This is a genomic window from Aeromonas sp. 603079 (assembly GCF_049172135.1).
GTDB classification, from domain to species: domain Bacteria; phylum Pseudomonadota; class Gammaproteobacteria; order Enterobacterales; family Aeromonadaceae; genus Aeromonas; species Aeromonas veronii.
Window position 1 is genome coordinate 72,038 of sequence record NZ_JAAKPX010000024.1, and the last position, 14,623, is coordinate 86,660.

Annotated in this window: 11 protein-coding genes; 9 read left to right on the forward strand and 2 right to left on the reverse strand. The window is 61.6% G+C overall.

The annotated features are described in order from the left end of the window. The first annotated feature begins 19 nt into the window (after positions 1 to 19). From G5287_RS17240 to G5287_RS17275, 8 genes are all read left to right on the forward strand, one after another. Complete coding sequence (locus G5287_RS17240; RefSeq protein ID WP_005347708.1) at positions 20 to 940, forward strand: ABC transporter permease; 921 nt, start codon at positions 20 to 22, stop codon at positions 938 to 940. Beyond that, positions 937 to 1,956 (forward strand): ABC transporter ATP-binding protein, encoded by a 1,020-nt coding sequence (locus G5287_RS17245; RefSeq protein WP_139731703.1) that lies wholly within the window; start codon positions 937 to 939, stop codon positions 1,954 to 1,956. Before G5287_RS17240 ends, G5287_RS17245 begins: the two co-directional genes overlap by 4 nt. An 11-nt stretch (positions 1,957 to 1,967) precedes the next feature. Further along, positions 1,968 to 2,960, forward strand: a complete 993-nt coding sequence (locus G5287_RS17250) for an ABC transporter ATP-binding protein (RefSeq protein WP_005353824.1) — start codon at positions 1,968 to 1,970, stop codon at positions 2,958 to 2,960. Positions 2,961 to 3,074: 114 nt separating this feature from the next. Continuing rightward, on the forward strand, positions 3,075 to 4,796 hold the full coding sequence (locus tag G5287_RS17255; protein WP_421231610.1) for a glycoside hydrolase family 9 protein: 1,722 nt from the start codon (positions 3,075 to 3,077) through the stop codon (positions 4,794 to 4,796). Beyond that, entirely contained in the window at positions 4,789 to 5,661 is an 873-nt protein-coding gene (locus tag G5287_RS17260) for a BadF/BadG/BcrA/BcrD ATPase family protein (RefSeq protein WP_005362149.1), read from the forward strand. Before G5287_RS17255 ends, G5287_RS17260 begins: the two co-directional genes overlap by 8 nt. Further along, positions 5,646 to 7,511, forward strand: a complete 1,866-nt coding sequence (locus tag G5287_RS17265) for a beta-N-acetylhexosaminidase (protein ID WP_421231611.1) — start codon at positions 5,646 to 5,648, stop codon at positions 7,509 to 7,511. The genes G5287_RS17260 and G5287_RS17265 overlap by 16 nt, the downstream gene beginning before the upstream one ends. 212 nt (positions 7,512 to 7,723) lie before the next feature. Beyond that, positions 7,724 to 9,277 (forward strand): methyl-accepting chemotaxis protein, encoded by a 1,554-nt coding sequence (locus tag G5287_RS17270; RefSeq protein WP_421231612.1) that lies wholly within the window; start codon positions 7,724 to 7,726, stop codon positions 9,275 to 9,277. A 66-nt stretch (positions 9,278 to 9,343) separates the two neighbouring features. After that, a complete protein-coding gene (locus G5287_RS17275) occupies positions 9,344 to 9,700 on the forward strand; it encodes an MGMT family protein (protein ID WP_337072399.1) in 357 nt (118 codons plus the stop codon). A gap of 16 nt (positions 9,701 to 9,716) precedes the next feature. Here the strand turns inward: G5287_RS17275 and G5287_RS17280 are convergent, their stop codons facing one another. Together G5287_RS17280 and topA are read right to left on the reverse strand one after the other, a co-directional pair. Further along, the gene (locus G5287_RS17280; RefSeq protein WP_162851498.1) at positions 9,717 to 9,881 is read right to left on the reverse strand and encodes a hypothetical protein; all 165 of its coding nucleotides are present in this window, start codon (positions 9,879 to 9,881) and stop codon (positions 9,717 to 9,719) included. A gap of 109 nt (positions 9,882 to 9,990) precedes the next feature. After that, positions 9,991 to 12,612, reverse strand: a complete 2,622-nt coding sequence (gene topA / locus G5287_RS17285; protein WP_113740424.1) for a type I DNA topoisomerase — start codon at positions 12,610 to 12,612, stop codon at positions 9,991 to 9,993. A 355-nt stretch (positions 12,613 to 12,967) separates the two neighbouring features. Between topA and astB the strand changes: the two genes are divergently transcribed. After that, positions 12,968 to 14,305: an N-succinylarginine dihydrolase gene (gene astB / locus G5287_RS17290; RefSeq protein WP_421231613.1), complete on the forward strand. Its 1,338-nt coding sequence runs from the start codon at positions 12,968 to 12,970 to the stop codon at positions 14,303 to 14,305. Positions 14,306 to 14,623 lie beyond the last annotated feature (318 nt).

The window sequence follows — 14,623 nt, forward strand, 5'->3', positions numbered from 1 at the left end:
TCTGTTACCGGACAACAAGATGCGTATGCCCACAATCCTCAAAATCCTGCTGGGCAACAAGAAGGCTGCCTGTGGCCTCGCCATCGTGGTTGCCTTCGTACTGATGGCCCTCTTTGCCCCCATTCTGGCCAGCAACGAGCCGACCAAACGGGTGGCTCGCCCGCATCAGCCGCCCAGTGCCGAGTTCGTGATGGGTTCAACCCGCATGGGCCACGACATCTGGGCCCAGTTCACCAACGGCGCCCGTATCTCGCTGCTGGTGGGCTTCAGCGCAGGCCTGCTGGTCTGCACCCTGGCCGTCGCCATCGGCATCACCGCCGGTTACTTCGGGGGTCTGGTGGATGAGTGCCTCACCTTCCTGATGAACGTGGTTCTGGTGATCCCCAACCTCCCCTTGCTACTGGTGCTGGCAAGCTTTATCGGGGAGGCGTCACCGGCGGTGATTGCCGTGATAATAGGGTTGACCTCGTGGGCCTATGGCGCGCGGGTTATTCGTGCCCAGACCCTGGCCCTGCGCGAGAAGGAGTTCGTCATCGCCGCAGAAGTGCTGGGCGAGCCGGCCTGGCGCATCATTCTGGTGGAGATCCTGCCCAACCTCATCTCCATCATCGGAGTGAGCTTCATCGGCTCCATCATCTACGCCATCGTCACCGAAGCGACCCTGGAGTTCCTGGGGCTTGGCGACCCGACCGTGGTGAGCTGGGGCATCATGCTCTACAACGCCCAGACCTCCAGTGCCATTCTGGTCGGCGCCTGGTGGGAGATCCTGGCTCCCTGCTTTGCCATCGCCACTCTGGGTGCCGGTCTGGCCCTGCTCAACTTCGCCATCGACGAAATTGCCAACCCGCAGCTGCGCTCCCACAAAGGGCTGAGCCGCTGGAAGAAACTCGCGGCGCCGGTCACCACTCCGGTTGCCACAGCACAGGAGAAGACAGCATGAACAAGCATCCCCTGCTGTCAGTACGCAATCTTTGCGTCGACTACATCACCGAAAATGGCGACGTGCGCGCAGTCAACTCGGTGAGCTTCGATATCAGACAGGGCGAGATCTTCGGTCTCGCCGGTGAGTCGGGTTGCGGCAAATCCACCGTCGCCTTCTCGGTGGCCCGGCTGCACAAGCCGCCCGCCTACATCAGCGGTGGCGAGATCCTGTTCAAGGGGGAGAACATCCTCCACTACAACGACGAGCGGCTGCGCTCCTACCGCTGGCAACAGGTGTCGGTGGTGTTCCAGTCCGCCATGAACGCCCTGAACCCAGTGCTGCGGATGGAGGAGCAGTTCTGCGACGTGCTGCTGGCCCACAACCCCGGCCTGACCCGTTACGAGGCGATCAAGCGCGCTCAGGAGCTGCTCACCATCGTCGATATCCACCCGAGCCGGCTCAAGGACTACCCGCACCAGTTCTCCGGCGGCATGCGCCAGCGGCTGGTGATTGCCATCGCCATGGCGCTCAACCCCGAGCTGCTCATCATGGATGAGCCGACCACGGCGCTCGATGTGGTGGTACAGCGGGAGATCCTGCAGAAGGTCTATGCCCTGAAAGAGAAGTTCAACTTCTCCATTCTGTTCATCACCCACGACCTCTCCCTGATGGTGGAGTTCTGCGATCGCATCGGCATCATGTATGCCGGTGAACTGGTGGAGGTCGCCCCCTCCAAGGCGATCCTGACCGCGCCGCTGCACCCCTATACCAGAGGGCTCGGCAACTCCTTCCCACCCCTGCACGGGCCGAAGAAGGTACTGGAGGGGATCCCTGGCACACCGCTCAACCTGCTGGAGGTGCCGGTCGGCTGCCGCTTTCAGGCCCGCTGCGGCAAGGTGCACGATCGCTGCCGTCAGGAGTACACCAAATTGGCCGAGATCCGCCCCGGGCAACAGACCGCCTGCCACCTCTATGAGGAGCAGGGGCTGCAACAAGATTCCGTGATCTATCTGGACAAGGCCGCTGGCTGTTAAGGATGTCTGTCATGCAAATCGCCAAAACCGATGCACCCATCATCGAAGTCCAGCACCTCTACAAGGACTTCCCCATCAACTCCAATGCCATCAAGAGTGGCAAGATGCGGGCGCTCTCCGACATCACCTTCAACCTGCACCGGGGCCGCGCCCTGGCGGTGGTCGGGGAGTCGGGCTCCGGCAAGAGCACCATCGCCAAGATCATCGCCAAGATGTACAAGCTCAGTGCCGGGCGCATCCTCTATCGCGGCCACGATCTGGAGGAGTTCAACAAGGGCACCGCCCTGCTGGACTATCGCCAGAGCGTGCAGATGGTGTGGCAAGATCCGTTCGGTTCGCTCAACCCGACCCACACCATCTATCACCACATCGCCCGCCCCCTGCTGCTGCACAGCAAGGTGATCGACAAGAAAGAGCTGCCCGACATGGTCTACGCCCTGCTGGAGAAGGTCGGCCTGACCCCCGCCAAGGCAACGGCGGCCAAGTATCCGCACCAGCTCTCCGGCGGCCAGCGCCAGCGGGTCAACATCGCCCGCAATCTGGCGGTGGAGGCGGAAGTGGTGCTGGCGGACGAACCCACCTCCATGCTCGACGTCTCCATTCGCATCGGCATCCTCAACCTGATGGAGCAGATGAAGAACGAGCTCGGCGTCTCCATGCTCTACATCACCCACGACATCGCCACCGCCCGCTATGTGGCGGAAGATCTGGCGGTGATGTATGTGGGGCACATGGTGGAGTGGGGCGAGGTGGACGAAATCCTGCACCACCCGCAGCACCCCTACACCCAGCTGCTCATCTCGGCGGTGCCCGACCCCGAGAAAAGCATCCACGCTGAGTTGGAGGGTGGCCGCAAGGGGGAGATCCCGCTCTGGACGCCGGAGTCCTGCGGTTGCCCCTTTGCCGGGCGTTGCAATCAGGCGATGCCCCGCTGTAAAGAGGCGCTCCCCCCCATCACCAAGCTTGCCGACAACCACTTCGTGCGTTGCTACCTCTACGAGTGAGGGTGAGCCTTAGACCGGCCGGACAACCCTGTCCGGCCATGCCTCGATACGGGGCGGCCACAGCCCCGTGATGTGCCTCACCGCCCGGCGGTGAACCACAGGAGTAATACCTTGATGGAACTCTTGATCAATCAGGTGGGCTACGAGTGCGACGGACACAAGGTCGCCCTGTTGCAAACCTCCCCCGCCCCTGATCTCGGCGGCTATGTCAGGCTGCAACGCCTCGATGATGGCCAGATCCTGTTTGAAGCCCCGCTGCAACCGGCTGGCAGCGTCCCAGGCTGGCAAGGGCGCGCTTACTGGCGTGCCGACTTCTCCGCCTTCAAGGAGCCCGGCCACTATCGGCTGGAGACGATCACTGCCCAAGGCATAGCCCGCTCGACCCGCTTTGCCATCGGCCAGGATCTGCTGGCCAGCCGCTGCCTCTCGGACGTTATTCACTACTTCAAGGGGCAGCGCGCCAGCGGCACCTTTGATCGGGCCGACCGCAACGCCCGCCTGTTTGGCACCGACCAGCACAAAGATGTGCACGGCGGTTGGTTCGATGCCAGTGGCGACATGAGCAAGTACCTGAGCCACCTCTCCTACGCCAACTACCTCAACCCCCAGCAGACCCCCATGGTGGTGTGGGCTCTGCTCAAGTGCCGGGAACTGCTGGCCCCGCGCCGCGATATCGACGGGGTGAACCTCTGCAAGCGGCTCAATGACGAGGCGCTGCACGGCGCCGATTTCCTCTGCCGGATGCAGGATGAGTCGGGCTTCTTCTTCATGACCCTGTTCGACAAGTGGAGCAAGGATCCTGCCCAGCGCGAGCTGTGCGCCTATGCCACCCAACAGGGGATCAAATCCGCCAACTGGCAGGCGGGTTTTCGCCAAGGGGGCGGCATGGCCATCGCCGCGCTGGCCCGCGCCGCCCGCGAGAGCGTCAGCGGCGACTTCGATGCCAGCCGCTACGCCGAGGCGGCCAAACGCGGCTACCTGCATCTGCGTGAGCACAACCTTGCCTACCTTGATGACGGGGTCGAGAACATCATCGACGATTACTGCGCCCTGCTGGCAGCGGTGGAGCTGACCCGCACCTTCGGCAACGAGTGGCTGAATGAAGCGAGAGTCCGAGCCAGCAAGCTCTGCGCCCGCCAGCGCCCTCATCCTGAGCTGGGTCACTACTGGTCGGCCAACGAGGATGGCTCGCGCCCTTACTACCACGCCGCCGAGGCGGGTCTGCCGGTGCTGGCGCTGCTGGAATATCTGGGCGTAGAGCCGGATCAGGAATACAAGGCCAGGGTACAAACCGTGGTGGAGCAGGCGCTGGCCGCCGAGCTGGCGCTCTGCGCCCGCGCGGGCAACCCCTTCTCCCTCGCCCGCCAATATGTCAAAGGGGTGGATGAAGCGCCGCGCGTCAGCTTCTTTATGCCCCATCACAACGAGTCCGGTTACTGGTGGCAGGGGGAGAATGCCCGCCTCGCCTCGCTGGCGACCATGGCCTTTGCTGGCGCCCGCCACTTCCCCCGCCAGAGCCAGCCGCTCATCACTTACGGTCAGCACCAACTCGACTGGATCCTCGGGCAAAACCCCTTCAACGCCTGCATGCTGGCGGGCCACGGCATCAACAACCCCGCCTATACTGCCGGTTATCCCAATGCGCAGGGGGGGATCTGCAACGGCATCACCGCCGGGTTTGATGACGAAAATGAGGTGGCCTTTATTCCGGAGGAGTACAAGGATCGGCTGGATCAGAACTGGCGCTGGGGCGAGCAGTGGATCCCCCACGCCGCCTGGTTTGCCCTGGCCATCACCTGGCTGAATGCGCAGGGAAATGGAGGTCACCATGATTGAGTTCTGGGTCGGCGTCGATGGCGGGGGCACCCACACCCGCGCCCGCATTCGGGATCGGGCGGGCAAGCTGCTCGGAGAGGGGCGTGCTGCCGGCTCCAATCTGGAGCTGGGCATCCCCCATGCCCACGCCAATGTGCTGGCCGCCATCGCCAGCGCCCGCCTTGCCGCCGGGATCGCTATCGAGAGTGAACAGCAGATGGGGGTCGGACTGGCGCTCGCCTCCGCCGAGCTGGCCGACTGCTATCACGCCCTGCTCGAGATGCCCTTCCCCTTCGCCAGCGTCAGGCTCACCTCCGATGCCTTCGGTGCCTGCCTCGGCGCCTTTGGCGGCCGTGAGGGGGCCATTCTGATCGCCGGTACCGGCTCGGTGGGGCTGGTCTATCAGGAGGGGCAGATCCGCACCTGTTCCGGCCGCGGCTTCCCCATTTCAGACATAGGCAGCGGCGCCTGGCTGGGCTTACGCGCTATCCAGCAATCCCTGCTCTGCCACGACGGCATTCTGCCCCCCAGCACTCTAGCAATCCGCCTGATGGACCGCTTCAAGCGGGATCAGGCCGAGGTGGTTCGCTGGGCCGCCCGCGCCATTCCGGCGGACTATGGCCACTTTGCCCCCTGGGTATTCGATGCCGCCAGCGATGGCGACGAGCTCGCCAATCAGCTGCTGGACGAAACCTGCGAACAGCTGCAGATCCTGCTGGAGGGAATGACCCAGCTCGGTGCCAGACAGATCGCCCTGCTGGGGGGGATTGGCACCCGCCTCGCTCCCCGTCTCGGCCAGCTCAACCTGATCCCCCCCCAGGCAGATGCGCTCGATGGCGCCATCCTGTTTGCCCAATCAGAGGATTTTCCATGTCTACACCCCTGATCCACACCCAGGTCGCCCGACGTGACGGCGAGGATGTCTGGTTCACTTTCACCCTCTCCCGCATGCCGGATACCAAGTGGAAGCTGCACTTCTGTCTGGCTCGCCATATCGACCCCGACTCCTTGCAAGGGGGGGAGCTGGAGCGCCAGAGCGGCAGCTACAAGGTGATTGTCCCGAACGCTGGCAGCTGCGAGCTGCGCTTTTGCTGCCGCCAGACCCCCATCAAGAAGCTCTCCGACATGCCGCAGGGCTTCTTCCTCAGCTTGCCGGAGGCGACCACGGGTGCCCAGCTGCTGCCGGTGACGCTGGCGGCGCAGGATCTCGGACTGGAGAACCCGCCGGTAACCCGCCCCGACCTGCCGGATGTCGAGCCCCTGCCCGGAATCGTGCCACAACCGGCCCATCTGGTACTGCTGGAGGGGAACTTCCGGCTGGCCGAGCGGGCTCATGTAAGCGCCCCCCGCGATGTACCGAAATTGCTGGCCCACTTCAACGAGCTGACGTCGCTGGCGCTGGAGCAGGATCACGACGCTGAAATCCGGCTAACCGAGGCCAGACTGGCCCCCGAAGCCTACCAACTCACCATCACGCCGCAGGAGGTAGTGATTGCCGCCGCCGACGAACCGGGCTGGCGTCATGGGCTGGTCACGCTGGCCCAGTGGTATCTGCAACATGGCGAGAGCCTGCCCTGCGTCACGCTGGAGGATGCCCCGCGCTTTGGCTTTCGCGGCATTTTTCTCGACTGCGCCCGCCACTTCCACACTCCGGCCACCATCAAGCGTCTGCTCAAACTGATGAGCCTCTACAAGTTCAACCGCTTCCACTGGCATCTGACCGATGACGAGGGGTGGCGACTCGAGATCAAGGCCTTCCCGGAGCTGACCGACGTGGGTGCCTGGCGCGGCCACGATCTGGCGATCGGCCCCCAGCTCAGCGGCGGCGCCGAACCCTATGGCGGTTACTACACCCAGAGCGAGGTGAAGGAGCTGGTGAGCTATGCCAGTGAGCTCGGCATCACCGTCATTCCCGAGATCGACATCCCGGGCCACTGTCACGCCGCCATCAAGGCGCTGCCCGAGCTGCTGATCGAAACGGCGGATCACTCTCGCTACCGCTCGGTCCAGCATTTCGATGACAACGTGCTCAATCCTGCCCTGCCCGGCACCTACCGCTTTCTGGAGGCGGTGCTGGACGAGGTATGCGAGCTCTTCCCCGGCCCGCAGATCCACATGGGGGGTGACGAGGTGCCGACCGGGGTCTGGACCGACAGCCCCGCCTGCCAGCAACTGATGGTCGAGCAGGGCTACGCCGATTGCCGCGAGCTGCAGGGCCATCTGCTGCGCCACTGCCAACGCTATCTGGCCGCCAGAGGCAAACAGATGATCGGCTGGGAGGAGATCCTGCATGGCGACAAGGTGAGCCGCAAAGCGGCCATCTGTGCCTGGACCAGCTTTCAGGCGGGGCTGGATGCTGCCGCAGCCGGTTATCCTGTGGTGATGGCGCCCGCCCAGTTCCTCTATCTCGATCTGGCCTGGAGCGCCGATATTCATGAACCCGGCCTCTACTGGGCGGGGACCCTCAATCTGGAGCAGGTTTATGCTTGCGATCCTGCCCCAGCCGATTTCCATGCCAACGATAACATCCTCGGGGTGCTGAGCCCCTTGTGGTCAGAATTGATCACCAGCCGTGATCGTCTCGACTACATGTTGTTCCCGCGTATGCTGGCCACGGCCGAGGTGGCCTGGAGCGATCCCGCCCACAAGGGCTGGGAGCACTTCGCCGCCCGCCTGCCGGGTCAGCTGCAGATCCTCGATCAGTTGCAGGTGCGCTACCGGATGCCACAGAGGTAATGTTGTCTCTACTTTGGCGGCCAATCGGCCGCCTTTTTTACGATTAGCCAACAAAACATCAACTTCCCCCTACCATTCATCCGCCATTATTGGCAAAATCCAGCCCCCAATGAAGCTGGTCTGCCTCCTGCTGGCGCGAGCCTGCGGTCACCTCCAGATCTGCCACAATAACAACGACAACATTATCAACAAGAACATCGGAGCGTATTCCTATGGCCCGCAGAGATGTCCATACCCTGGATAGCGAAGTGGAGTTTCCTGCCGACGTACAACTGGTCTCCACCACTGACCTGCGCGGGGTGATCACCTACGCCAACCCGGCCTTTTGCGAAATCGCAGGCTACACGGTCGATGAACTGGTGGGACACAACCACAATCTGGTACGCCACCCCGACATGCCCAAGGCCGCCTTCGCCGATCTCTGGGCCCGCCTCAAGGAGGGCAAACCCTGGCGCGGTATGGTAAAAAACCGCTGCAAGGATGGCCGTTACTACTGGGTAGATGCCTATGTGACCCCCATCTATGAAGGCAACAGGATCAGCGGCTACCAGTCGGTACGCTGCAAGCCCGAGCCCCAATTCAAGCGCATCGCCGCTCAGACCTACCAGGCACTGCTCAAGGCCGAGCGCGGCAACAGCAGCAACCTTCCCTCTCTTGCCAGAGTGCGCACCCCGGCCATTACCCTGCTGCTGCTCGGCCTGATGGGCTGGACCTTCGCCAGCCAAGGGGCCATGACCGTCCTGCTGATGCTGCTGCCCCTGTTGCTTATTGGCGGAGCCTACTGGCGCGAGCTCTTTGCCCTGCCCCACTATCTGCAGCAACTGGGCCGCGAATATGACAGTCTGACCCGGCTGGTCTACTCCGGTGACAACCCCGGCGCCATTGCCGATTTTCATATCAAGATGCTTCAAGCCCGCATCCGAACTGTGTTGGGACGGATCAACGATGCCACGGCACCTCTGCAAACCCTGGCCATCAATCTGAAGCAGGCCTCTCATCAGGCCTGTCTCGATATCAACGAGCAAGATGCCCAGACCCAGCAGATGGCTACGGCTATGACTCAGATGGCCAGCACGGCCCACGAGATCGCCCGCAACATTCAGGACTCCAACGGTCAGGTCAACGAAGCTCGCAATCGTTGTGAACAAACCAACCAGCAGCTGAACCAGACCGAGCAACAGATCGAACAGCTCGCCAAACAGGCAGAGCTGGCGTTCAACTCGGCGGTAGAGCTCGCCAACGAATCCGAACGGATTGGCAGTCTCATGGGCGAGATCCAGGGCATCGCCGAGCAGACTAACCTGCTGGCCCTCAACGCCGCTATTGAGGCCGCTCGCGCCGGGGAGCAGGGCCGTGGTTTTGCGGTGGTAGCAGACGAGGTGCGTACTCTATCGACCCGCACCCAGAAGGCGACCGAGCAGATCCAGGGCAGCATCAAGCAGATCCAGCACACGCTGGGGCGCTGGAAGGGGATGATGCAGGAGAACCTGCAACAGACCCGCGCATGTGCCGAGATGACCCGCCAGGGCGCCAGCAGCCTCCATACCGTGCTGGCAGAGATAGAGCTGGTCACCGAACACTCCACTCAGATCGCCACCGCTGCTGAGCAGCAACAAGCGGTCGTGGAGGAGATCAGCCGCAGCATCCACCAGATCTCCGAGTACTCCCACGCCAACAGTCAGAAGATGCTGGATGTCGATCACTCAAGTCAGGCTCTGCTGGAACGGGCCAAGCAACTGAAGGGGCTTAGCCAGACCTTCGGCTGAATCATTGCCAGCCCCATGACAGAAGCGCCACAATGGCGCTTCTGTTGTTTTTGACGAATCGGGTCTATGAGCATTGAACCAAGTCCATCCCCATTGAACAAAACAGCCCGTATCGAAGCGATCATCGCCCTGATCCCTGCCGGCAAGGTGGCCAGTTACGGTCAGGTGGCCGATCTGGCGGGGTTGCCCGGACGGGCAAGACTGGTAGGCAAGGTGCTGCGGGAAACCGACAAGGTACTGCCGTGGCATCGGGTGCTGGGCGCAGCAGGCACCATCTCCTTACCAAAAGGGTCGGCTGGCTTCGACAGACAGGCGGGATTGCTGCAGGAAGAGGGCGTGCCCGTGATTGGTGGGCGGGTCAGAATGAAGGAGTGGCAATGGCAGCCCGACCTGGCCGAGCTGCTTTTTCTACTGCCGTTTTGAGGGGGGCACTGCCAGATCACTCCAGCGGTGCCAGGATCTCCTCACTGCGCACCTGCACCGGTATAGTCTCGTCCTCGCGCTGCAGCAGCACAAGCAGGCTCTGTCGGTCCACCTCCAGCACATAGGCAGCCCCTTCCCGGGTCATGCAGCTCATGCCCGGCCGGATCTCGTTAATCTCCATCTCAACCTCCTTGTCTACTTCGCGATTGACGACTGCTGCACTCCTTGCAGCTGTCTCAGTATACCCTTATCCATAAGCAAAGAGGCCCCTGGTCGGGGCCTCTTTGTCATCAGGCTTTCTTCGCCTTCGGCAAACTCTCTTGCCAGGTACCGTTGTCGTAGTGAGCGGTCCAACCGGTCGCCTTGCCGTTGACCTCGCTCATCACGTACTGCTCCTTGGTCTTTCGACTGAAGCGCACGATGGCGGGGTTGCCGTCCGGATCGGTGAGCGGGGCTCCCGCCAGATACTTGTGCTTGGCGGAGATGCGATCCTTGAAGCGCTTGAGCTCTTCCACCAGCGGCGCGCGGGTCTCGCGAGATTTGGGGAAGTTGCTGGCCGCCAGGAACAGACCGGCAGCCCCGTCACGCAGCACGAAGTGGGCATCGGACTGGGTGCACTTGAGCTCCGGCAGCGGCACCGGATCCTCCTTCGGCGGCGCGATGTCGCCGTTTTTCAGGATCTTGCGGGTGTTCTTGCAGGTCTCGTTGGTGCAGCCCATGTACTTGCCGAAACGGCCGTTCTTGAGCTGCATCTCGGCTCCGCAACGGTCGCACTCGATGCTCGGCCCTTCGTAGCCCTTGAGCTTGAACTGGCCCTTCTCGATTTCGTAGCCATCGCAATCCGGGTTGCGACCACAGACGTGCAGCTTGCGGCTGTCGTCGATGATGTAGGCATCCATCGCGGTGCCGCACACGCCGCAGCGGTGCTTGGCGCGCAGCGCTTCGGTTTCCGCCTCTTCGCCATCGGTGGCGGAGACAAACTCGTCGGCAGAGACCAGGTTGATGGTCTTCTTGCAGCGCTCTTTCGGCGGCAGGGCATAACCGGAGCAGCCAAGGAAGACACCGGTGGTAGCGGTACGGATACCCATCTTGCGGCCGCAATCCGGGCAGTCGATGTCGGTCATCACCATCTGGTTGGCACGCATGCCGCCCTCTTCGGGCGCCTTGTCGGCCTTCTCCAGCTCCTGGGTAAACTCGGCGTAGAAGGCGTCCAGTACCTTCTTCCACTCCAGGCTCCCTTCGGCGATGCCATCGAGCTTGTCTTCCATCTTGGCGGTGAACTCGTAGTTCATCAGCTCGACGAAGTTCTCCACCAGACGATCGGTGACGATCTCGCCCATCTTCTCGGCGAAGAAACGGCGGCTTTCGACCCGCACATAACCGCGATCGACGATGGTGGAGATGATGGAGGCGTAGGTAGACGGACGGCCAATGCCGCGTTTTTCCAGCTCGCGCACCAGCGCCGCTTCGGTGAAACGGGCAGGCGGCTTGGTAAAGTGCTGGCGCGGATCCAGCTTGACCAGTTTCAGCACCTCGCCAACGGTCACCGCAGGCAGCTGGCTATCTTCACCCTTGCGACCCATCGGCGGCAGCGCCTTGGTCCAACCGGCGAAGCGCAGCGTACGACCACGGGCCTTGAGCTCGAACTCACCCGCCTTGACGGTCAGGGTGGAGGAGTCGTATTGAGCCGGGGTCATCTGGCAGGCGACAAACTGACGCCAGATGAGATCGTACAGACGCATGGCATCCGGCTCCATCCCTTCCAGCATCTCGGCAGTCACCTGTACGTTGGAGGGACGGATCGCCTCGTGCGCTTCCTGGGCATTGGCCTTGGCACCATACAGATTCGGCTCGGCTGGCAGATAGGCCGCGCCATACTGCTCTCCGATATATTCACGCACCGCTTCAACCGCCTCTTTGCTGAGGTTGGTGGAGTCGGTTCGCATATAGGTGATGTAACCCGCTTCATAGAGACGCTGGGCCATCATCATGGTCTTCTTGACCCCAAAGCTCAGACGGGTAGAGGCCGCCTGCTGCAGGGTGGAGGTGATAAACGGTGCGGACGGTTTGGAGCCGGTCGGCTTGTCTTCCCGGTTCACCACCTTGTAGTCGACCCCTTCCAGGGCCGCCACGGCAGCGAAGGTCTCGGCCTGGGTCACCGGCTTGAAGTCGGCACCGTTGCGGCTGACCACTTCCATCCGCAGATCAGCCTTGTCACCGGTCAGCAGGTCGGCGTTGAGATCCCAGAACTCGACCGGAACGAACGCCTTGATTTCGCGCTCTTTATCGACGATGAGACGCACCGCGACAGACTGCACCCGACCGGCGGAGAGGCCACGAGCCAGCTTTTTCCACAGCAGCGGGGAGACCATGTAACCCACCACGCGGTCGAGGAAACGACGGGCCTGCTGGGCATTGACGCGGTCAATATTGAGTTCGGACGGCTGGGCGAACGCCTCCTTGATGGCGCTCTTGGTGATTTCGTTAAACACCACGCGCTTGTAGCGGCTGTCGTCGCCACCGATGATCTCGCGCAGGTGCCAGGCGATCGCCTCTCCTTCTCTATCCAAGTCGGTTGCGAGATAGATGGTGTCGGCTTTCTCGGCCAGACTTTGCAACTCGCTGACCACCTTCTCCTTGCCGGGCAAAATCTGGTAGTTAGCCTGCCAGCCAGCGGTCGGATTGATACCCATCCGGGCAAACAGGGCCTTGCGATCCTTGGCAGCCTTCTCGGATTCGCTCAACTTGATGCCGCGAATGACAGGTTTCTTGGGCTCGGTGCTGGCGCTGCCGCTGGTGGGCAGATCGCGAACATGACCAACGCTGGATTTCACCACGTAGTCCTTGCCCAGATATTTGTTGATCGTCTTGGCCTTGGCCGGAGACTCCACTATGACCAGTGATTTGCCCATGCTGTAACTATTATCCTCATTGCACCCGACGGGGTTGGTGTGCGGTTTTGTGGGGCTGTATAAGAGATTTGGCGCGAAAAAGCAATCTTGTGAGCAAATTTGCCTGACCAGCCCGAACCACACGGCTTCTTTTATTGCTTCTTTATTTATTAATGCGAAGGCAACAGGCCGGACGCAACCGCTTTTTCAATTTTCTGCCATACCGCCCCTCTTTTTATATCTGAAACGACATAAAAACGTCTGCTGGTTACCGGCTTGTTACAAAAACATAAAATCTCTTTATAATGGCCTAACCCCGACGCATTGTGCGCGGAAGGAACCGCTACCCATCATAAAAATCGAAAGGATGTACTCAATGAAGCACTTCGAGGTCAATTTCGACGGTCTGGTCGGCCCGACTCATAACTATGCCGGCCTCTCCTACGGCAACGTTGCCTCCCAGAGCAATGCCCAGGAGGCTTCCAATCCGAAAGAGGCCGCCAAGCAGGGGCTGCGCAAGATGAAGGCGCTGACCGAGCTTGGCATGACCCAGGGGGTACTGGCGCCACAAGAGCGTCCCGATCTCGCTACCCTGCGCCGCCTCGGCTTCACCGGCAACGATGCCCGGGTGCTGGAGCAGGCCGCCAAGCAGGCACCTGCCGTACTGGCTGCCTGCTATTCAGCCTCCAGCATGTGGACCGCCAACGCCGCCACCGTCTCTCCCAGTGCCGATACCCAGGATGGCCGCATTCACTTCACCCCCGCCAACCTGACCAACAAGTTTCACCGCTCTCTGGAGCCGGACGTCACAGGTCACATCCTGCGCGCCGTGTTCAACAATGATCGCCACTTCAGCCACCACCTCCATCTACCGGAAAATGACCACTTCGGCGACGAGGGGGCAGCCAACCACACCCGCCTCTGCCGCGCCTATGGCGAGGCGGGGGTCGAGCTGTTTGTCTATGGCCGCAGCGCTTTTGACTACTCCCGCCCGGCGCCGAAGCGCTATCCGGCCCGCCAGACTCTGGAGGCAAGCCAGGCCATCGCCCGCCTGCATGGCCTTGGCGAGGAGAGCGTGGTGTTTATTCAGCAAAACCCGGAGGTGATCGATCAGGGGGTATTCCATAACGACGTGATCGCGGTGGGCAACCAGAACGTGCTCTTCTTCCACCAGCAAGCGTTCCTCAACACCGAAGCGGTACTGACCGAGATCCGCGGCAAGTTTGGCGAGGGGAATTTGCACTTTATCGAAGTGCCGACCGCCGAGGTATCCGTGCTGGATGCGGTGAAATCCTACCTGTTCAACACCCAGATCCTCACCCTGCCGAGCGGTGAGATGGCCATCATCGCCCCCACCGAGTGCCGCGACAATCCGGCGGTGTCGGCCTATCTTGGCAAGCTGCTGACGCAGGAGACCCCTATCAAGGCGGTCCACTATATGGATGTGAAACAGAGCATGCGCAATGGCGGCGGCCCGGCCTGCCTGCGACTGCGGGTTGCCATGAACGATCAGGAACTCGCAGCGGTCAATCCGGCCTGCCTCATCAACGACAGCCAGTTTGCCCGCCTCGATGGCTGGGTCGATCGCCACTACCGTGACCGACTGACCCTCGATGACCTGCGGGATCCGGCACTGGTGCAGGAGTCCCGCAGCGCACTGGACGAGCTGACCCAGATCCTGAAACTGGGTTCAGTCTACCCGTTCCAGCGCTAGATGTGATGCCCGAGAAGACCGCCGACGCTGGCGGTCTTCTGCTATTTCCCTTCTCTTCAGCGCGATCGCCAACTTGCACGGATGCTGTTTTGTGCAGAAAAGCAGCGCACAACTTGCTGATAAGCTTGAATTTTGAGCTGGATGTATCAAAAAATCGACGAACAGTCATTTTTTACTGCCAGATGCCTCATCAAGGGGTTCACAAAGCCTCTGGATCTGATAGTATGCGCCTCGCACTTGGGGAGGGGTTCCCGAGCGGCCAAAGGGATCAGACTGTAAATCTGACGGCTCTGCCTTCGAAGGTTCGAATCCTTCTCC

Coding starts and splice junctions, on each gene's coding strand:
- G5287_RS17240 (WP_005347708.1), top strand. CDS start 20: ATGCGTATGCCCACAATCCTCAAAATCCTGCTGGGCAACAAGAAGGCT.
- G5287_RS17245 (WP_139731703.1), top strand. CDS start 937: ATGAACAAGCATCCCCTGCTGTCAGTACGCAATCTTTGCGTCGACTAC.
- G5287_RS17250 (WP_005353824.1), top strand. CDS start 1,968: ATGCAAATCGCCAAAACCGATGCACCCATCATCGAAGTCCAGCACCTC.
- G5287_RS17255 (WP_421231610.1), top strand. CDS start 3,075: ATGGAACTCTTGATCAATCAGGTGGGCTACGAGTGCGACGGACACAAG.
- G5287_RS17260 (WP_005362149.1), top strand. CDS start 4,789: ATGATTGAGTTCTGGGTCGGCGTCGATGGCGGGGGCACCCACACCCGC.
- G5287_RS17265 (WP_421231611.1), top strand. CDS start 5,646: ATGTCTACACCCCTGATCCACACCCAGGTCGCCCGACGTGACGGCGAG.
- G5287_RS17270 (WP_421231612.1), top strand. CDS start 7,724: ATGGCCCGCAGAGATGTCCATACCCTGGATAGCGAAGTGGAGTTTCCT.
- G5287_RS17275 (WP_337072399.1), top strand. CDS start 9,344: ATGAGCATTGAACCAAGTCCATCCCCATTGAACAAAACAGCCCGTATC.
- G5287_RS17280 (WP_162851498.1), bottom strand. CDS start 9,881: ATGGAGATTAACGAGATCCGGCCGGGCATGAGCTGCATGACCCGGGAA.
- topA (WP_113740424.1), bottom strand. CDS start 12,612: ATGGGCAAATCACTGGTCATAGTGGAGTCTCCGGCCAAGGCCAAGACG.
- astB (WP_421231613.1), top strand. CDS start 12,968: ATGAAGCACTTCGAGGTCAATTTCGACGGTCTGGTCGGCCCGACTCAT.